This window comes from Embleya sp. NPDC059213, assembly GCF_042754445.1.
GTDB lineage: Bacteria > Actinomycetota > Actinomycetes > Streptomycetales > Streptomycetaceae > Embleya.
Genome location: NZ_JBHZAV010000013.1, coordinates 80,183 through 98,553, shown reverse-complemented (window position 1 = coordinate 98,553; position 18,371 = coordinate 80,183). Strand labels below are relative to the sequence as shown.

16 protein-coding genes are annotated in these 18,371 nt (G+C 72.2%); 7 read left to right on the top strand and 9 right to left on the bottom strand.

Annotated elements, in window-relative coordinates:
- Positions 1 to 17 precede the first annotated feature (17 nt).
- The 9 genes from ACFXMF_RS08015 to ACFXMF_RS07975 all read right to left on the bottom strand — a co-directional run bounded on the left by ACFXMF_RS08015 (position 18) and on the right by ACFXMF_RS07975 (position 9,695).
- Positions 18 to 1,223, bottom strand: a complete 1,206-nt coding sequence (locus ACFXMF_RS08015) for a branched-chain amino acid ABC transporter permease (RefSeq protein ID WP_379990239.1) — start codon at positions 1,221 to 1,223, stop codon at positions 18 to 20.
- A complete protein-coding gene (locus ACFXMF_RS08010) occupies positions 1,216 to 2,106 on the bottom strand; it encodes a branched-chain amino acid ABC transporter permease (RefSeq protein WP_379990238.1) in 891 nt (296 codons plus the stop codon). Before ACFXMF_RS08010 ends, ACFXMF_RS08015 begins: the two co-directional genes overlap by 8 nt.
- A complete protein-coding gene (locus tag ACFXMF_RS08005) occupies positions 2,103 to 2,963 on the bottom strand; it encodes an ABC transporter ATP-binding protein (protein ID WP_360319412.1) in 861 nt (286 codons plus the stop codon). The genes ACFXMF_RS08010 and ACFXMF_RS08005 overlap by 4 nt, the downstream gene beginning before the upstream one ends.
- On the bottom strand, positions 2,960 to 3,793 hold the full coding sequence (locus tag ACFXMF_RS08000; RefSeq protein WP_379990237.1) for an ABC transporter ATP-binding protein: 834 nt from the start codon (positions 3,791 to 3,793) through the stop codon (positions 2,960 to 2,962). Before ACFXMF_RS08000 ends, ACFXMF_RS08005 begins: the two co-directional genes overlap by 4 nt.
- Before the next feature lie 168 nt (positions 3,794 to 3,961).
- Entirely contained in the window at positions 3,962 to 5,161 is a 1,200-nt protein-coding gene (locus ACFXMF_RS07995; protein ID WP_360319416.1) for a helix-turn-helix domain-containing protein, read from the bottom strand.
- A 159-nt stretch (positions 5,162 to 5,320) separates the two neighbouring features.
- Positions 5,321 to 6,580, bottom strand: coding sequence for an ABC transporter substrate-binding protein (locus tag ACFXMF_RS07990; RefSeq protein WP_360319418.1), 1,260 nt, complete (start codon positions 6,578 to 6,580; stop codon positions 5,321 to 5,323).
- Positions 6,577 to 7,857 (bottom strand): hypothetical protein, encoded by a 1,281-nt coding sequence (locus ACFXMF_RS07985; protein WP_379990236.1) that lies wholly within the window; start codon positions 7,855 to 7,857, stop codon positions 6,577 to 6,579. The genes ACFXMF_RS07990 and ACFXMF_RS07985 overlap by 4 nt, the downstream gene beginning before the upstream one ends.
- A gap of 285 nt (positions 7,858 to 8,142) precedes the next feature.
- Positions 8,143 to 8,970: an SDR family NAD(P)-dependent oxidoreductase gene (locus tag ACFXMF_RS07980; protein WP_379990235.1), complete on the bottom strand. Its 828-nt coding sequence runs from the start codon at positions 8,968 to 8,970 to the stop codon at positions 8,143 to 8,145.
- Complete coding sequence (locus ACFXMF_RS07975; RefSeq protein WP_379990242.1) at positions 8,967 to 9,695, bottom strand: SDR family oxidoreductase; 729 nt, start codon at positions 9,693 to 9,695, stop codon at positions 8,967 to 8,969. The genes ACFXMF_RS07980 and ACFXMF_RS07975 overlap by 4 nt, the downstream gene beginning before the upstream one ends.
- A 228-nt stretch (positions 9,696 to 9,923) precedes the next feature.
- Between ACFXMF_RS07975 and ACFXMF_RS07970 the strand changes: the two genes are divergently transcribed.
- The 7 genes from ACFXMF_RS07970 (at position 9,924) to ACFXMF_RS07940 (ending at position 18,329) form a co-directional block, all read left to right on the top strand.
- Positions 9,924 to 10,199, top strand: a complete 276-nt coding sequence (locus tag ACFXMF_RS07970) for a zinc ribbon domain-containing protein (RefSeq protein WP_360319426.1) — start codon at positions 9,924 to 9,926, stop codon at positions 10,197 to 10,199.
- Between the two features lie 45 nt (positions 10,200 to 10,244).
- On the top strand, positions 10,245 to 11,507 hold the full coding sequence (fmdA, locus tag ACFXMF_RS07965) for a formamidase (RefSeq protein WP_379990234.1): 1,263 nt from the start codon (positions 10,245 to 10,247) through the stop codon (positions 11,505 to 11,507).
- Positions 11,508 to 11,618: 111 nt separating this feature from the next.
- Positions 11,619 to 13,391 (top strand): hypothetical protein, encoded by a 1,773-nt coding sequence (locus ACFXMF_RS07960; protein ID WP_379990233.1) that lies wholly within the window; start codon positions 11,619 to 11,621, stop codon positions 13,389 to 13,391.
- 57 nt (positions 13,392 to 13,448) lie between these two features.
- Positions 13,449 to 15,206, top strand: a complete 1,758-nt coding sequence (locus ACFXMF_RS07955) for a hypothetical protein (RefSeq protein ID WP_379990232.1) — start codon at positions 13,449 to 13,451, stop codon at positions 15,204 to 15,206.
- Between the two features lie 142 nt (positions 15,207 to 15,348).
- Positions 15,349 to 15,906 carry a putative glycolipid-binding domain-containing protein gene (locus ACFXMF_RS07950; protein WP_360319434.1) on the top strand — a complete coding sequence of 186 codons (558 nt, stop codon included), beginning with the start codon at positions 15,349 to 15,351 and terminating at the stop codon, positions 15,904 to 15,906.
- 101 nt (positions 15,907 to 16,007) lie between these two features.
- Positions 16,008 to 16,838 carry a hypothetical protein gene (locus tag ACFXMF_RS07945; RefSeq protein ID WP_360319436.1) on the top strand — a complete coding sequence of 277 codons (831 nt, stop codon included), beginning with the start codon at positions 16,008 to 16,010 and terminating at the stop codon, positions 16,836 to 16,838.
- A 237-nt stretch (positions 16,839 to 17,075) separates the two neighbouring features.
- Positions 17,076 to 18,329, top strand: a complete 1,254-nt coding sequence (locus tag ACFXMF_RS07940) for a CapA family protein (protein ID WP_360319438.1) — start codon at positions 17,076 to 17,078, stop codon at positions 18,327 to 18,329.
- Positions 18,330 to 18,371: the final 42 nt, after the last annotated feature.

Sequence of the window (18,371 nt, the reverse complement as noted above, 5' to 3'; positions counted from 1 at the left end):
TCCGGAGCCTCACTGTGTTACCCCTTCGAGCCGGTACGGATGGAGCCCTTGGTACGTCCCAGTCGTACGGTGCGGCGGCCGGTGGGAACGCCGCCGGGCCGACCGCGCAGCAGGCCCACCAGGCCGCCGGGCGCGAACAGCAGGACGAGCACGATCGCCGCGCCGTACAGGTAGCGCGCGGCCTCACCGGGGCCCACCCCGGAATCCGGGCTGCCCGGCGCCACCACCAGCGGCAGCGTGTCCGCGTACTTGCTCAACACCTGCGGCAACACGGTCACGAAGGCCGCGCCCACCACGGCGCCGGTGACCGAGCCGAGACCGCCGATCACGATCATCGCGAGGTAGTCGATGGACAACGCGAGCCCGAAGTAGTCCGGCACCGCACGGTTGAAGATCATCGCCAGCAGCGCGCCCGCGAGACCCGCGTACATCGACGACACCACGAACGCCGCCGAGCGGTAGCGGGCCACCGGAACTCCCATGACGGCGGCGGCGATCTCGCTGTCGCGCACCGCGCCCAGCGCCCGGCCGGGACGGCCGCGCAGCAGGTTGCGCGCGGTCAGGGCGGCGACCAGGACCAGCACCAGCGCGAAGTACCACAGCCGCTCCAGTTGTCCGAACGGGATGCCGAGTACTTCGAGGCCGTCCGGGTCGCCGTCGGTGAGCGTGAAGCCGCCGAACTCCATCGGGGTGACCGAGCGCCCGTTGAAGCCGCCGGTCACCGACTTGGCGTTGAGCATGACGTGGTGGCCGATGAACACCAGGGCCAGCGTGGCCACGCCCAGGTACATCCCGCGCAGCCGGCCGGAGATCGGGCTGAACAGGCCTCCCACGATGCCGGTCAGCAACACCGCGAGCACCAGCGCGAGCAGCGGCGGCAGACCCAATCCGCTGAGCCGTTGCACGCCGACCCTGCCCGAGTCGCCCGCGAACCACACGTAGCCGTACGCGCCACAGGCGAGGAAGAAGGCGTGCCCGAGCGAGAGTTGCCCGGTGGTGCCGGACAGCAGGTTCAGCCCGATCGCGCCGATCGCGGCGGCCATCGCGAACAAGCCGGTCTGCAACCAGAACGCGGTCACGTAGAACGGCAGCACCAGCAGGACCAGCACCACCGCCGTCACCGCGCCGGGCCCGGCCCACCCGCGCAGCCCCGGCGCGGCGGTCGAGGCGTGCCGCGCGGGCGGCGTCGCCGCGGGCACCGTCGTGGACACGCGGTCAGACACGGGCACGCTCCTTCGAGCCGAGCAGGCCGGTCGGCCGCCAGATCAGCACGAGCAACATCACGACGTAGGGGGCGACATCGCCGAGGTTGGCGCCCAGCCAGGTCATGTCGCTCTGGTAGCCCGCCATCAGCGCTGCGGTCAGCCCCACCACCAGGCTGCCGACCAGCGCGCCGGCGGCCGAATCCATCCCGCCCAGGATCGCCGCCGGGAACGCGGCCAGTGCGATCTGGCCGGTGGAGCGATCCAGGCCGGCGGACGGGAACGCGGCCAGGAACACCGCCGCCACCGCGGCCAGGGCGCCCGCGACGCACCACGCGGTGAGCTGGATCCGGCCCAGCCGGATGCCCATCAGCGCGGCGGCCTCCCGGTCCTCGGCGGCGGCACGCATCGACAGGCCCCACGCGGTGAACCGGAACGCCGCGAAGAACGTGCCGATCAACACCACCGCGACCACGATGCACGCGATCCGCGCGTCGGCGATGTGCACGCCGCCCCAGTCCCGCACGCCGGCCTTCCACGGATCGCCCAGGCTCAGCACGTCCGAGCCGATCCGGCGGGTGAGTTCGGTGGTCAGCAGGATGTCCACGCCGATGGTGAGGATGGTCAGGGTGTGTACCTCGGTGCGACCCAGGCCCCGGATGAACAACACCTCGACCAGGCCCGCCACGGCGGCCGTCACCAGCACCGCGGCAAGCAGCGCGAGGGCGAAGCCGAGGTCGTCGTGCAGCTTGGCGACGGTGAATCCGCCGAGCAGCAGCAACGACGCGTGCGCGAAGTTGATCACCCCGGATGCCTTGAAGATGACCACGAACCCCAGCGCGATCAGCGCGTACACGGACCCGAGGGCGAAGCCGTTGAGGAGGATCTCGGCGAGCTTGGTCATGTCGGGACCTCCCGGTCGTTCCCGGCGTCGGTTGCCGCGGCTGCTTCCGTTTCCTCGCCGGTGCCGAGGTAGGCGCGGATCACCGCCGGGTCGCGCTGGACGTCGGCGGGCACACCGCCGGCGATCCGGCGGCCGAAGTCGAGCACGGTCACCTCGTCGGCGATCCGCATCACCAGGCCCATGTCGTGCTCCACCAGCACGATCGAAATGCCCAGCGACTCCCGGATCGAGGCGATCGCCTCGGCGGTCTCGGTCCGTTCCTCGGCGTTCATCCCGGCCACCGGCTCGTCCAGGAGCAGCACCTTGGGCTCCATGCACAACGCGCGGGCCATCTCGACCCGCTTGCGCATGCCGTACGGCAACAGCCCCACGGGCGCGTCGAAGACCTGGCCCAGATGCATGAACTCGGCGATCTCCCGGGCCCGTTCACGATGACGTCGCTGCTCGCGGACCACCCGGGGCAGGTGCAGCGCGGTGGCCGCGAACCCGGAACGGGTCAATACGTGCCGACCCAGCAGCAGGTTGTCCGCGACGGTGCCCCGGGTGAGCACGATGTTCTGGAAGGTACGGGCCAGGCCGAGCGCGGCGATGCGATGCGGCGGCAGCCGGGTCAGCTCGTGCCCGCCCAGGTGCACCGTGCCGCGATCGGCCCGGTAGACGCCGGAAAGCACGTTGAAGCAGGTCGACTTGCCCGCGCCGTTCGGGCCGATCACCGCGTGGATCGAGCCCGGTGCGACGGTGAAGCCGACCGCGTCCAGCGCGACCAGGCCGGCGAAGCGCACGGTGATCGCGCGTACGGTCAGTTCGGGGACTTCGAACTCCGCCGCCCGGGCGGTCTCGGCCTGGCCGACGGTCATCCGACCCACCTCCGGAGCGGCTTGCGCGGGGTCGGCCGGGCGGGCGCCGCGGCGGTGTCCGGGCCCACCGCCTCCTCCTCGCCGAGGTACAACCGGCGCACCTCGTCGGTGCGCGCCAGGTCGGTCGAGGAACCGGCGAGTCGCACCTCGCCGACGTCGAGCACGTAGGCCTTGTCGGCGAGGTCGAGCGCGACCGTCACGTTCTGCTCGACGAGCAGAACGGCCACGCCCTGGGCGGCGATCTCCCGAATCACGCCCGCGATCCGGCCGACCATCATCGGCGCCAGACCGAGCGAGGGTTCGTCGAGCAGCAACAGGCGCGGCGCGGCCATCAACGCCCGCCCGATCGCCAACATTTGTTGTTCGCCGCCGGACAACAGCCCGGCCCGCTGGGCCCGTCGTTGGGCCAGTACCGGGAACAGCTCGAAGACCCGGTCGCGGTTGGCCCGGGTCCTGGCCGCGCCGCCGTTGCCCCGCCGAAGGCCGCGTGTACTCAGCGCGCCGGCTTGCAGGTTCTCGTCCACCGAGAGATTGGCGAACACCCGCCGGCCCTCCGGGACCTGGACCACGCCGGCCCGGACGATCGCGGCCGGATCGCGACCGGTCAGGCGTACGCCGCCGTAGTGGATCGTGCCCGCGGCGACCGCGCCCCGTTGCAGGGACAGGGTGCCCGAAACAGCCCGAAGCAACGTGCTCTTGCCGGCCCCGTTCGCCCCGAGCACCGCCACCACGCCGTTCGGCGGCACGTCGAGCGAAATACCGCGCAGGGCCCGCACCGACCGCCCGTAGACGACCTCCAGCCCCGCCACGAGGAGCGCTCCCGATTCCACCGCACCCCTCCCCGCTGTTGGAGTGACCGCGATCACAGCACGGGGTGCGACCGGAGTCCAGATACCCGGGCCACATCGGGGCAGCCGACCAACGCGGCGCGTGGGGCCTTGTGCAGCGGCACAGAACCGGCGGGCGCGAGGCGGCGAATGGTTTCCGCCGACTCCGCTTCAGGTGCGCAGGCGGTGCGCGTCCAGGGCCAGGGCGAGCTCGACGAGGTCGCGGGGGAGGCCCAGTTCGCGGCCGGTGAGTTGTTCCAGCCGGCGCAGCCGGTTGAGCACGGTGTTGCGGTGGCAGAACAACCGGCGGCCCGCGCGCACCGCCGAGCCGCCGCAGTCGAGCCACGCGCCGAGCGTGCCGAGCAGCAGATCGCGGTCCACCGGGTCGAGCGCCAGGATCGGCCCGAGTACCCGTGCCGCGAGATCGTGCGCCAGATCGGGCTGCGAGGCGACCAGCGCGGCGGGCAACCGCTCGTCCAACCGGGCGCATTCACCGTCGGCGGTACAGGTGCGCAACGCGATCTCGGCGAGCCGCCGCGCCCGGCCCAGGGCGGCCAGCCCGTCGACGATCGCACTGATGCCGGCCCGGGATCCGGTGGCCGGGCCGAACGTTTCGGCAACCTCGTCCAGCCCCGCGGTGCCGAGCAGCACGACCGCGAACTCCCCCTCCATCCGGGCCCGCCACACCACCCGCACGCCGTCCGGCGCCGGCCGCCGAGGCGCGTCGTGCACCCCGGTACCGGGGAACGGATGGCGCAACGCGACCACGGCGTACCGACCGCGCTCGGGCAGGTCCAGCACGGCAGCCGCGGCGGCGAGGTCGGCCGCCGGCGCGCGACCGTCCAACAGCGTGTCCAACAGGGCGTGCACCCGCTCGTCATGACGGTTCGTCAGCTCGGCCTCCACGCGCCGATACGCGTCGGCGATCGCACCGGCATGTCCGTCGACGAAGTTCCACACGTCGGTGGCCACGTGCACCAACAGCCGTACCTCGTCCGGCTCCTGCTCCGCGGCGACCTCGACCAGGGTCTGCCACAACAACACCCCGCCGAGCCGATAGGCGTGCAACAGCGCCTCCAGCGGCACGCCTTGCTCGGCCCGCCGCCGGGCCAGCCGCCCGGAAGCCCACCGGCTGCCCTCCAACTCGCGAGGCCACACCGCGAGCGCCGCCACGCCGACCCGCAACGCCTCGTGCGCACTCTGCCAGAGCTCGTCCGGCGGCACACCGCCCGCCAGATACGCGGGTTCGAGCGCTTGGAGCTCCGCCACGAGCCGATCCGTCAACTCCGGCAACCGCGCCGGCAACACCCGAGCCGCCCGCCGCAACAACGCGGTATGAGCCGACCCGCCGGACAACTCCGCTTCGACCATCGTTCCCCCACCCACCAGGCCAAGGACGCCGTCCGGGGCAGCCTGACAGATCCCGACCCCCGGCAAACAGCACAAGTCCCAGCCGCAGCCGACCTGTGATGTGCACCCGACCCGGCGGGGATCGGGTGCGTCCGGGCATCGGGTCGGCGGCCGGCCCGATCAATAGGCGGTGGCTCGCACCCGGTCCAGGTCGTCCAGGATGCGGTCCAGGTCCGCCGGGGCGGAGACGTACGCCGACACCGCGCGTTGGAAGGCGCTGCGCATCGTGGTGGGCATCAGGTCGGAGGCGTCGAAGCGGATCGCGGGCGCGGTGGCCAACGCGGTGCCCAGGCGCCTGGTCACCTCGTCGCGGTAGGCGTCGGGGGAGACGTTGCGGTCCGGGGACAGGGCGTTGCCCGACTGGACCCACCGTTCCTGAGCCGGCGTGCCGGTGAGGTAGGTCAGCAATTGCCGGGCTGCCGGGGTCTCGTGGAACATCGCCGCGACGTCGCCCGCCACCTCGCGCGGACTGGGGGTGCCGAAGCCCGGGAAGGCGAACGTGTCGTAGTCGCGCGGGGCGCCGGGCGCGGTACGGGCGTCGTAGTTGCCGGCCATGAACGAGCCCTGGTGGTCGAACACGCAACCGCCGCGCGGGTCCAGCACCTCGGCCGACTTGTCGAACCCGGTCAGCAGCGTGCCGATCGATCCGCCGGGAACGGTGTCCGGCGTACCGGGCAACGCGCCCCACGCCTGCCACGCGGCGCGGATCTCCGGCGCTCGCCAGGAGAGTTCGCCTCGCGCCCAGGCGTCGTAGATGTCCGATCCGGAGCGGGCCAGCACGAGATCCTCGATCCAGTCGGTACCCGGCCAGCCCGATGTGGTGCTGGAGGCCAGCCCCATGCACCACGGGGTGATCCCGGCGGCGCGCAACTTCGCGGTGGTGGACTGGAGTTGCGCCCACGTGGTGGGTATCGGCTCGCTCACCCGGGCAAGCTTGGCCGGGTTGTACCAGATCGTGCTCTTGAGCGCGGCCTTGAGAACCACCGCCAACTGCCGCCCGTTGACCCGGCCCGGCGCCAACCACTCCGGCGCGTATCCCGGCCGGATCCAGTCCAGGGGCGCGAGTTTGTTCGTCTTGGCGTAGTGCAACAGGTCGCCGGGCGAGCTGAGTACGGCGATCTCCGGCGGGTCGCCCTCGTCCACTCGGCCGGCCAGTACCGCCGCGACGTCACGGGTGCCCTGGAAGCGCACGTCGATCCCGGTGTCCTTCTCGAACGGCGCGACCACGTCCTCGAACGCCCGTTTCTCGGCGTCCTCCCAGGTGCCCAGGACGTGCACCACCCGAGTCGACTCGCCGGTCGAGCACGCGACCGGGACACAGCCCGCAACGACCAGGAGCAGGGCACCGAACGCCGACCTCGACCTGCCGATTCCGGTCACCGGAGCCTCCCGTATTCGACGCGGCGGATCAGCAACCCCGCGACGCTCAGCGCGAGCACGACCACGCATGTCACCGGGCCACCGAGGGTGAGCCCGCCGTCGTCGGCGGCCTCCGTCAAGGCCGCGTCGGCCGCCCCGCGGCCCTCGATCAGGGCGTCGGTCAACGCCGCCTGGGCGTCGTCGGCCGCGCCGGACATCCGGTCCGCGGCCCGACCGGTCAACAACGCGGTTCCCGGTCCGCCGTCCCGGGTGCCACCCGGCGGCGCCTGGGCCTTGGTGCGCTCGGCGGCGGCCCGCAGCGCGGTCAGCGCGGTGAGCGCCCGAGCACCCGCCTCGCGCAGCGGCCGTGAGCGGTCCTCGGCCATCGCGGTGGCGATCAGGCCGCCGAACCGGGGGTCGCCCCCGGTGCGCACGGCCTCGATCTCGACGGCCGACGGAAGCGGGTCGACCAGATCCCGCAGCGTCAGGCCCGCCTTGACGTCGCTGCTGCGCGGTATGCCACCGGAGGCGATGTCCAGGGCCGCGGTGCCGACCACCTCGTGCACGGCGGTCCGCGCCTGCCACAGCGCGGACTGCTCGGCGACCCGCCGCCCGGCACCCTCGGCGAGCCGGTCGTGCGTGGTCTGCGCGTGCAGCACGGTCCAGGCGATCAGGCCGGCCAGTCCGGCGGCGCCGAGCAACAGCAGTGGGTTGATGCGGCGGCGGAAGCGGCGGCGCAGATAGCCGTGCGCGATCAGTACGAGCAGCAGGGCCACGAACGCGGTGGCGCCGAACGGGACCGCCACGTAGGTGCCCACCCACCAGGTCGAGCGCGCCTCGCGGATGTCCGCCAGGTCCGCGCGGCGCTGCTCGTACAGGCTGGTCACGATCGAGCGCCGCAGGTCGGAGGCGTAGAACACGTTGGCCAGGGACAGCGGCCCGTCGCCACCGGTCTGGGCCAGGCCGACCATGATCGTGTACTCGACCATGAGCGCGTTGACACCGGTGAGGCGGGCCCGGGCGCCGGAATCCTCGCGGTGCAGGTCGGCGGCCAGGGTCAGGAACTGGTTCGCCCGCTTGACCGCGTCCTGATAGTCCTGCCCCGGCCCGGTCAGCGAGAACGCCCCCGACACCAGGCTCGTCGCGGTGGCCCGATCGGCCTCGGTCAGTGCGGCCGCGGCCTGGTCCAGGGCGAGCGCGCCCGGGATCCGACGCTCCCGCAACTCGGCCGTCGTCGCCTCGGATCGGTCGGCTATCAACACGGACAGGGTCAGTACGGGGGCTAATGCGAGGACCACCAAAAGCGCCAGGCCCACCAATCGCCCCGGCGTGGACGAGGGTAACCGCGGTCGCGGTCCCCTCGACGGACGACGACTCGTTACTGCCGCGGTATTGGACATGGAACGGGCGCCCCCTCGTTCCGCTCGGCGATCCGGTCAGGCTAGACGTGTGATCGGCCGGTTACCACATGGTGTTCACTCTTGTGGCGATAGGCGAACACATGCTAGGTACGAGGCGTTTCGCCCGACTCGGGCCTCGGATCTCGCCCCGCGGTCGTGTCCTTGCCGTCCTCCCCGTCCGCCCTACAAGAACGTGTCCCGTCCCCCGTTCACGATCAGGGTCTGTCCGGTCACATAGCGGGATCCCGCCCCACACAAGAACACCGCGGGTGCGCCGATATCCGTTTCCGGGTCGCCGACTCGGCGCATCGGCACCTTGTCCGCGATCCGGGATTCCATGGTCGGGTCCGCCTCGAACGCGGATGCCAGTGCCGGCGTCACGGCCAGCGGGGCGAGCCCGTTGACCCGCACGCCGCTCGGGCCCCACTCGCGGGCGAGCGCCTTGACGAAGCCGCGTTGTGCGCCCTTGACGCCCGCGTAGAAGGACAGGTTGGCGCTGCCGCGCATGCCCGCCGGCGAGGTCAGCAGCAACAACGCTCCCCGGGTCTCGCGCAGATGCGGGTAGGCCGCGTGCGCCACCGTGAACGAGCCGGTGAGCGAGACGTCCGCGTGCTCGCGCCACAATTGCGGCCGCGCTCGCTCGAAGTCCACCGGTTCGCTGGAGCGACGCGAAGTCGCGTTGTGCACCACCGCGTCCAGCCGGCCGAACCGGGTCACGGTCGCCTCGATCGCGGCGCGTACCGACTCCGCCGAGGTGACATCGCACTCGCTCGCCCACCCGCTGCCGCCGCGCGCGGTGATCTCCGCGACCACCTCGGCACCGGCCGCGAGTCGGCGCGCGGTCACCACGACGGTGAAACCGGCCGTCGACAGGGCGAGCGCGATCCCTCGACCGAGCCCGGCCGCCGCCCCCGTCACCAACGCCACCCGCGCGACCCCGGCATCCCCGGCCACGTCCTTGCTCCCGCCACCGGTGTCCCCGGTCACGCCCTCACCCGACTCCCCGCTCACGGCGCCATCAGCGCTCCCCCGTCCACGACCAAAGTCGTCCCCGTCAGCCGCCCCGCCGCAGGCGCCACCAGCAGCGACATCGCGTCCGCGACATCCGCCGCCGTGCCGGCCCCCGGCAACACCGCCTCGCCTCGGTCCACGTCCGTGCCGCGCAAGTGTTCCGCGCCGTAGGCGAACACGTCCGGGGTGACGATGTTCACGGTGATCCCGTCGGCCGCCCAGCGTCGGGCCGCCGACTTGGCCAGCGCGCGCAGCGTCTCGGCGGCGGTGGCCAGCGGGACCAACTCGGCGGCGCCTTCGAGCGCGACGGCGGGCACGACCAGTACGAATCGGCCCCGGCGCGGGGCCAGCACCTCGTGGGCGACCTGGAGCACGGTCAGGCCGTGCCGGATCGGGTCCTCCGCGAGCCGCTGCCACTCGGCGCCGGTCAGGCCGGCCAGCGGGCGCGGTACGAACGCCTCGACGGACACCAGCGTGTACACGAGCACATCCACCCCGTCGTGACCCGCGTCGCGCAACGTCGAGCCCAGGGCGGCCCGGAAGTCGTCCGGATCACCGAGCACATCGAGCGAAGCACCCAGAGTCACCACGCCACCACCATCGCCATCGCCCTCGGCGATCCGCCCCGCAACCGACCCCGGCTCGACCGGATCGCACCAAACCAGCTCGTAACCATCCCGAACGAGCCGCCGCGCGACCGCCTCCCCGACGTCGTCGGCACCCACGACGAGGGCAACACGTCTGCTCACGAGACCTCCGAGTGCTCCGAATGCGGTGAAACCGGGAAAGCGGGAAGTGGGAAAGCGGTGAAAACGGTGATCGACAGCGCGATGGAACCACCGATTCCGTCAATTGACCATGCGTCAGCTCCAACCCGCGTGTCGGCCGTTTTGTTTTGCCCGGTGCTGTGTTGTGCTTCCAGGCACACCCGGTGATCAAGTGAGGGAGCGGTCGTGGCGACCTACGTCTACCGATGTGCCGACTGCGGCGACTTCGAGCTGGTCCGCCCGCTCGGCGAGGCCCGCACGGACGAGTGTTGTCCCGACTGCGCGGCGCCCGGCCGACGCGTGTGGACCGCACCTCGACTCCGCGACAACGGCGTCGGCATGCGTACCGCCGCCGCCGAGGAGCGCTCGGCGCACGCCCCCGCCGTGACCTCGGGCCCGCCGCCCGGATCGGGTGTACGCGGGCCGGGCGACCCCCGGCACGCGCGTCTGCCCCGGCCCTGACGCATCGTCAACGGCCGCCGTACCTCCGATTCTTCGAGGAGTCACATGCCCGAGGTCGTGTTCGGTGTCGACCAGTCCCGCCCGTTCCGGGAGCAGAAGGCGCTCGGCCACAACCGTTGGCACCCGGACGTACCACCGGTGACGGTGGTCAAGCCCGGGGCCGAGTTCCGGATCGAATGCCGCGAGTGGTTCGACGGCACGATCGGCAACAACGACAGCGCCGACGACGTACGCGACGCGGACCTGACGATGGTGCATCAGCTCAGCGGGCCGATCGGGGTGGAGGGGGCCCGGCCGGGCGATCTGCTGATCGTGGACATCCTCGACGTCGGCGCCTGTCCGCAGGACGACACCTTCTCGGTGACCGGCCCGGTGGCCGGCCAAGGCTGGGGCTACACCGGCCTGTTCGCGAAGGAGAACGGCGGCGGCTTCCTCACCGACCACTTCCCGGGCGCGTACAAGGCGGTGTGGGACTTCCACGGACAGCGGGCCACCTCCCGACACATCCCCGGCGTCGAGCTGACCGGCATGATCCACCCCGGCCTGATGGGCACCGCGCCCTCCGCGCGCCTGCTCGCCGAGTGGAACGCCCGCGAGGGCGCGTTGCGCGCGACCGACCCGAACCGGGTGCCGCCGCTGGCCTTGCCGCCCGAGCCGATCGCGGCCCTGCTGGGCTCGATGGACGCCGCCCGGGCCGCAGCCGCCGCCCGCGAGGCCGCGCGGACCGCGCCGCCGCGCGAGAACGGCGGCAACCAGGACATCAAGAACCTGACCGCCGGTTCGCGGATCTTCTACCCGGTGTTCGTCGACGGCGCCAAACTCTCGGTGGGAGACCTGCACTTCTGCCAGGGCGACGGCGAGATCACCTTCTGCGGCGCGATCGAGATGGGCGGGTTCATCGACCTGCGGGTGGACGTCCTCAAGGGCGGAATGGAGACGTACGGCGTCACCACGAACCCGATCTTCATGCCGGGACGGTCCGCGCCCCAGTACTCGGAATACCTGACCTTCACCGGATTCTCGGTCACCGAGGACGGCGAACAGCGCTACCTGGACTCGACCCTGGCCTACCGGCGGGCGTGCCTGAACGCGATCACCTACCTGACCAGGTTCGGCTACACGCCCGAGCAGGCGTACCTGATCCTGGGGGCGGCGCCGATCGAGGGGCGGTTCTCCGGCGTGGTGGACATCCCCAACGCGTGCGCGACGCTGTACGTACCGACCGAGATCTTCGACTTCGACATCCGCCCGTCGGCCTCGGGACCGGCCTTCGCCGACCGCGGGCAGTGTGCGACGACGAGCGGCTGAGCCGACCCGGCGGTGCGCCCACGCGCCAGGCGTGCGTGGGTGCACCTCGGCCGAGTGGTTGTCGGCCTGACCCCGTAGCTTCCTGGTGAGGACGCCACGGAGGGTGCACGAGTGTCGAAGACCGCCATGATCGCGCTGCTGGCCGAGATGAACGATGCCGACGGAACGATCTTCGCACGGATCCGGGAGGAGATGCCGGCGGCACTGCGCGACACCGAGGTGATGCCGCCCGCCGTGGTGCGCACCGCACTGCACCTGGCCGACGACGCCGCGCTGTTCGCGATCGCGGGCAACCTGGGGGTGCCGCGCGGTGCGCTCGCCGAGTTGTACGGCGGCCCCGCCCTCCCGACGTTGCGGACACTGCGCGCACTCGGCCCGAGAAACCCGCGCGCGTACACCGAAGCAACGCGTGGCATCGGCGAGTTGCTCGACCGACACCTCGGTGGTTCGGCCGCCGCCTGGGGCCGGTTGTTCGCGTTGTTGCCGACCTTCGAGGGGCCGCTCGGCGCGGCGATCGAGGCGGCGGGCGCCGATGCGGAGACCCCCGGCCTGCGCGTTCGCGCCGACCTGCGTTCGGACGTACGCCACTTGCTCCTGCTCGCGGCGCCGGCGTCACTGGCCGAGTTGCTCCCCGCGCTGCCCGCGCACACCGTGCGCGACCTGCTCCGGTTCGGTGCCCGGGTGCCGCCGGCGGTGCTCGCGGACGTGATCGCCCGGGCCACCCCCGCGCAGCGCCTGGTACTGGCCCGCGCCCGACGGAGCCGGCCCGAGGTGGCCGGTGCTCTGCTCGCCCTGGGGGATCCCGCGACGAACGCGGCGATCTACCTCAACCCCCGTAGCGGGCAAGCGATCCGAGCCCGGATCATGGCCTCCACCACGCCGCTGCACCCGAGTCTGGTGGAACGGGTGTGCAACGACTGGGCGATCACGATCCGCCGACCCGCCCTGTGGTCGGGCGACCCGGTCCTGGTGCGGGCCGCGCTGCTCAAGCGCGACGCGATGACGATCACCCTGCCCGAGTGCCTGGCGATCTGGCAGGCCAAGGGCATCGAGGGGTTGCGCCCGCACACCCGGCACCTGATGCGGCCCACGAACGGCGCCGAACCGCAGCCTTACCGGGCGCCGCGCTATCGCTCGCTGTTGCTGATCGCCCTGATGCGCCTGTACGAGCGCGCCGGCGCCGCGGCCGCCCTCGACCTGGTGAACGAACTGTCCCTGGACCCACGATTGGCCGAGTTGTGCCGCGAACTGGTGTCCTCGCCCACCGGGATCGCCGCGCTGCGGGAGCGGGTGGCCCGCTCGACGGGCAGCCGGGTGCTGATCCGCCGCCTGCGCGGTTACGTGCCCGGCTTCGCCTGGCCGATGCTGGAGACGAGCATCGTGGACTGGGCGCAGGTCGCCCCGGCGCACCGGCGCACGCCGTTCACCGACCGGGCGTTGGCGATGCTGATCGAACAGGACGGCTGTCCGGCCGAGTTGCAGCGCGAAGCGGGATCCGTCCCGCCCACGCCGGGAGTGACTCGGCGCGGGCGGTGGCCCGTTCCCGTGGTGTGGTCGGACCCGACCCGCAGACGTAATCTCGCCCTGCACGCCACCGAGGCGGGTCTCGCGGCCGACTTCGCGTCCGGCCGGACACCGATCGGCGAGTTGCCGACCGGAACGCGCGCGGCCGCAGCCGCCGAACTGCTCGCCCTCCGCGACACGATCGCCCCCGACGCCCGTGCCGCCCACCGACTCCACGACGATTTCGCCGAGTCGATCGACCGGCACGTCCCCCCGGCGGACCGTGTCGCGTTCGCCGTGGTCGCGCTGCGCCTGCTCCCCGAGTTCGAGGGCAGCCTGGCCGAACTCGTCGAAACCGCCGCTGCCGCCGCGCGCGGCTGACCCCTTTTTTCCACCGTCGGCCCCGAGCGGGCCCGCCTCCCGAGAGGGCTTCCCGACATGCACTACGGCTCCGCGTTCGCGCTGCTCGCCGCGCTGGACAACGCCAACGGCGAGGTGTTCGCCCGGGTACGCGGCTCCTACGCGCCGCACCTGGGTGAGGCAGCCGGCCTTCCGGCCCCGCTGATCACCTCGGCGATCCGATACGGCACCGGCGCCGACCTGATCAAGATCGCGGCGCGGACCCGAAACCTCCGGGTGCTCGACGAACTTCTCGCCGAGGCCGGCCCCGCCGTCGCCGTCCTGCGTTTCCTGCGGCATTGCGGCGCGAGCAACGGCATCTCCTACCTGCTCCCGATGACCGAGGTGAGCGCGCTGCTGGGTGCGCGGCTCGGTGCCGATCCGCGAGCCTGGTCGCGACTGCTGACCCTGCTGCCCGACTGCCAGGGCACCGTGGCCGAACTCGTCGAGGCGGCCGCCGCCGGCGAGGGCGGTACCGAGGCGATCCCGACGCCGCCGCGCACGGTGGCCGGCGAGTGGCGGCAACTGCTGCTGTCGACCCACCCGGATCACCTCGCGGCCCTCGTCCCGCACCTGCGCCCGCCCACCGTGCTCGACCTGGTGCACTTCGGCGCCCTGCTGCCCGCGTCGGTCGTCACCGAGGCGGTGCGCCGCGCGACGCCGCGGCAACGCCGGGCCCTGGCCGCCGCGCATCACCTGCGCCCGGAGGGATACGACGCGCTGATCGACCTGGGCGATCCGGAGCTGAACGCGGTCGTCTACGCCAATTCCTGGGCCGGCGACCGGGAGCGGAACCGGATCATGGCCGCCGCGGCCGAGGTCCCGCTCGACCCGGCCACGATCGAGCGGGTGCTCGGCGCGAACAACGCCCGCTACCGGCGCCCCGCGGTGTGGTCCGGCGATCCCGCCCTGGTGCGTGCGGCGCTGCTGCGGGTGCGCCACATGGGCGTGTCCGCCGCCGAGTGCGTCGAACTGTGGAAACGCGGTGGGATCGAGGCGCTGCGCCCGCAGTTCCGCAACAACTACCAGCACAAGCAATACGAGCCCTTCGTGGTGCCGCTGCACCGGGCGATCCTGCTCGGTGCGCTGCTCGCGCTGTGGGAGCGGCACGGGGTGGCACAGGCGGAGCTCCTGGTCGACGAGCTGCCGCTGCGCGAGGCGTCCGCGGCCAAGCTGCGCACGATGTTCGCGGCGGGGGACGCGGGTCGTGTGCGACTGCGGGCCGAGTACGAGCGCGAACTCGCCCGGCGGGCCTCGCGGTCCGCGCATCCGAGCGTGCCGCAGGGCTTCCGGATCGCCGCGCCGTGGCAGCCGCAGGCGGGCTGGGCCACGCTCGTGGCCGCACACGCCAAGGAGCCGTTGCCCGGGGTGACCGCCCGCTTTTTGACCGAGTTCCCGGGCTGCCCGACCGCGATCGCCGAGGCGACCGAGGACGACGACACGTTGCGCGGGCGGTGGCCGGCGCGCGAGAGGTGGTACGGGACGCATGCGCGCGACCAGGTCCACACGAACGAGGTGCGTCGATTGCGTGCCGAAATGGCGAGGATTCCGGGGCTGGTCGAGCGGGTGTTCGCCGACGGCACGCCCGCCGAACGGGCGCTGGAGCTCTACGACCGGATCCAGCGGTACGCCCCCGACCCGGAGCCGGCGGCGGAGCAGCGCGCGCGGATGACCCGATACATCGACGAACACCTGGGCGAAGGGCTGGAGGCGCGGGTGATCGCCGCGCGGATGGCTCCCGCGTTCGCCGGAACGTTGTCCGAGCTGTTCGCGACCGCAGCCGCCGCGGCCGGCTGAGCGGGCCCACAAGGTGACGCCCTCGGCGTGGGCGGCGACGGGTGGAGACCGGGACGGCATCGGCGTGGACGTGGGAAAAGTGTCGGTGCGGAGGTCGGAAAAGCGTTGGTGTGGAGGTCTGATTCGGGGTACCGATGCACACGTGACGGATGAGCGCGTACTGACGTGGCAGGTGACCGAGAGCGGCGGTCAGGAGACCTCCTGGGTCGAGTTGGGGAAGTCGCGGCTCTCCGCGCGCGGCGAGGCGCTGGGCACCACGCCTCGGTCCTATCGACTCACCTACGAGCTGGAGACGACGCAGGACTACGTGACCACCCGATTGCGGGTGGTCGCGCAGGGCGCGGGCGAGACCAGGCGGCTGGATCTGCGCCGCTCGGCCGACGGCTGGACCGCGGACGGCGTGCCGCGACCGGACCTCGCCGACGCGCTCGACTGCGACCTGGGTCTGTGTCCGCTCACCAACACGATGCCGATCCTGCGGCACGGCCTGCACGAGGAGGCCGGCCGGCATCGTTTTCTGATGGCCTTCGTGGCCGTGCCGGAGTTGGTGGTGGAGCCGTCCTGGCAGACGTACACGCATCTCGGGGTGGAGCCCGACGGGGCGCGGGTGCGCTACGAATCCGGCGACTTCCGCAGCGATCTGCTCGTGGATCACGAGGGATTGGTGTTGGACTATCCGCAATTGGCCACCCGAATCTGAGTCGGCCGACGACCACTGCCGGTGATCATGGCCGTAACAGTCCTGTTGCTCTTGCCGTCCGGCTGTGAAGGCTTTGGCCGGATTCCATAAAATTCGGTCCCATGAGCTCCTCCTCGGACGCAGCGTCCCCGCTGCCCGCCCGCACTCCAGGTCTGCCCACCAGGGTGCCGCAACCCCGTCAGGGCGGTCGGCACCGTCGGCCCGATTCCCATGAACTCCCGGAGGCCGCCAAACCGTTGATTCTTGCCGTGCCCGGTCCCGCGACCGCCGACCTGCTCGCCGTGGTGGGCGAGGTCGCGCTGTTGGCCGGCGCGGATCTACCCGGCCTGGACATCAGGCCGGTGGTGATAGAGGAGGGCGAGACCGACCTCGTCGCCGTTCTGCGCGGCGCACCGTCGGCGGTCGTCGTCCCGCTCCTGCTCGGTCCGAACGCCGAGGCCGCGGCCCGGATCGAGGCGGTGCTCGCCGGCACGGAGGGCGAGTTCCTGCGCTGCGGCGTGCTCGGCCCGCATCCGCTGCTGGCCGAGGTGCTGCACGAGCGGCTCTCCGAGGCCGGCCTGGCCCGTGCCGACCGAGCCCGCCTGTTCAGCGTCGCGACCGCCGCCGAGGGGATCGTGCTGGTCACCGACGGTGGCCCGGAGGCCGTTGCCGCGGCCGAGGTGACCGGGGTGCTGCTCGCCGCCCGCCTCGCGCTGCCGGTGATGACCGCCGACCTGGGTGACCCCAAGACGGTGCTCGCGGCGGCCGAGCGGCTGCGCGAGATGGGTGCGGCCTCGATCGCGCTGGCGCCGCACGTGCTCGGCCCGGATGTCGAGACCGGCCGGATCGCGGACATCGCGGCACAGTCCGGCTGCACGGCGGCCGAGCCGATCGGCGCGCACACCTCGGTGGCGAAGCTGATCCTGCACAAGTACCTGGAGGCGTGCGGCTAGCCGCACACCTCGCCGGGTGTGCGGCCGACCGCACACCTCGCCAGGCGGCGCATGGCTCCCCCCGTGCCATGCGCCGCCGAATCGTGCCCTCGACCGCCCACCGGCCCGGGCGGCGGCGCCCGGCCTCGGGTGTCGAGCCGGTCGAATCCGGGGTTCCGCGAGCCCGGATGGGCTGAGAGGGTTCCGCCAAACGGCGGCTCTTCGGCTGCGCCGCCGGGACGGGGGGAACACGGGGCCATGGACACGTCACGCAAGAAATATCGTTTCGCCATCGCGCTGGTGGCGGTCGGCCTGCTGGCCGGACTGATCACCCTGATCTGGGAGGCGGACCGCACCCGGGACACCCCGCACAAGGATTCGGCGGCCTCGGTGCCCACCCCCTCCGCGCCCGGCCCCGGAGCGCCCGGCGGCGCGAGTCGGCCGACCAGCCTCACCCTGACCACCACGGGGGACGTGCTCGCCTATCCGACGATCATCGCCCAGTCCGAGCTCGACGCGGGGGGCGGGCCGAGCGGCGCGGGCGGATCGAGCGGCGCGGGCGGCTCCGGCAACGACTTCCACAAGATCTTCGCGGACGTGGTGCCGCTGGTGCAGAAGTCCGATCTGGCGCTCTGCCACATGGAGACGCCCTACGCCCCGCCCGAGGGCCCGTTCACCGGCTACCCGATGTTCGCCGCGCCCCCGCAGATCGCCCGCACGCTCGCGGACACCGGATACGACGGTTGCTCGACGGCGTCCAACCATACGCTCGACGGCGGCTTCACCGGGCTGCGGCGCACGCTGGACACGCTGGACGCGGCGGGCGTACGGCACGCGGGCAGCGCGCGGACCGAGCAGGAGGCCGCGCCGACGATCCTGGACGTCAAGGGCGTCAAGGTCGCACACCTGTCCTGGACCTACGACACCAACGGCATCCCGCTGCCCGAGGACAAGCCGTGGTCGGTCAACGTGATCGACAAGGACCGGATGATCGCCCAGGCCCGGGCCGCGCGCGCCGCCGGCGCCGAACTGGTCCTGCTCAGCGTGCACTGGGGCACCGAGTGGCAGCGCGAGCCCGACGCCCAACAGCGCGCGCTGGCCAAGGAGTTGACTGCCTCGGCGAACAACGGTGTCAAGGACGTCGACCTGATCATCGGTACGCACAACCACGTGCCGCAGGCGTACGAAAAGGTCAACGGCACCTGGGTGATCTACGGCATGGGCGACGAGTTGGCCAACTTCCCGGACAAACCGCGCGGGAACTACAGCTCGGCCGGGCTGTTCACCTTCTCCCGGGACGCCGCCGGGACGTGGAGCGTGACCGAGGCGCAGTTCCGCCCGCTGTACTCGCATCCGGGCCCGCCGTTTCGGATCCTGGACGTGAACAAGGCGCTGGCCGACCCGACCACCCCCGCCGAGACCCGGGCGCTGTTGCAGACCGCGCGCTCGACCGTGGTGGACGCGGTCTTCTCCGAGGGCGCGGCGGGGGCAGGACTCACCGAATCGAAATAGTCGAAGCAGTCGGAGCAACCGAAGCAGTCGAAGAGGGAGAAG

Excerpts from the sequence above, each read along its gene's own strand:
- ACFXMF_RS08010 (WP_379990238.1), bottom strand. The coding sequence starts at position 2,106 with ATGACCAAGCTCGCCGAGATCCTCCTCAACGGCTTCGCCCTCGGGTCC.
- ACFXMF_RS08005 (WP_360319412.1), bottom strand. The coding sequence starts at position 2,963 with ATGACCGTCGGCCAGGCCGAGACCGCCCGGGCGGCGGAGTTCGAAGTC.
- ACFXMF_RS07995 (WP_360319416.1), bottom strand. The coding sequence starts at position 5,161 with ATGGTCGAAGCGGAGTTGTCCGGCGGGTCGGCTCATACCGCGTTGTTG.
- fmdA (WP_379990234.1), top strand. The coding sequence starts at position 10,245 with ATGCCCGAGGTCGTGTTCGGTGTCGACCAGTCCCGCCCGTTCCGGGAG.
- ACFXMF_RS07955 (WP_379990232.1), top strand. The coding sequence starts at position 13,449 with ATGCACTACGGCTCCGCGTTCGCGCTGCTCGCCGCGCTGGACAACGCC.
- ACFXMF_RS07945 (WP_360319436.1), top strand. The coding sequence starts at position 16,008 with ATGAGCTCCTCCTCGGACGCAGCGTCCCCGCTGCCCGCCCGCACTCCA.
- ACFXMF_RS07940 (WP_360319438.1), top strand. The coding sequence starts at position 17,076 with ATGGACACGTCACGCAAGAAATATCGTTTCGCCATCGCGCTGGTGGCG.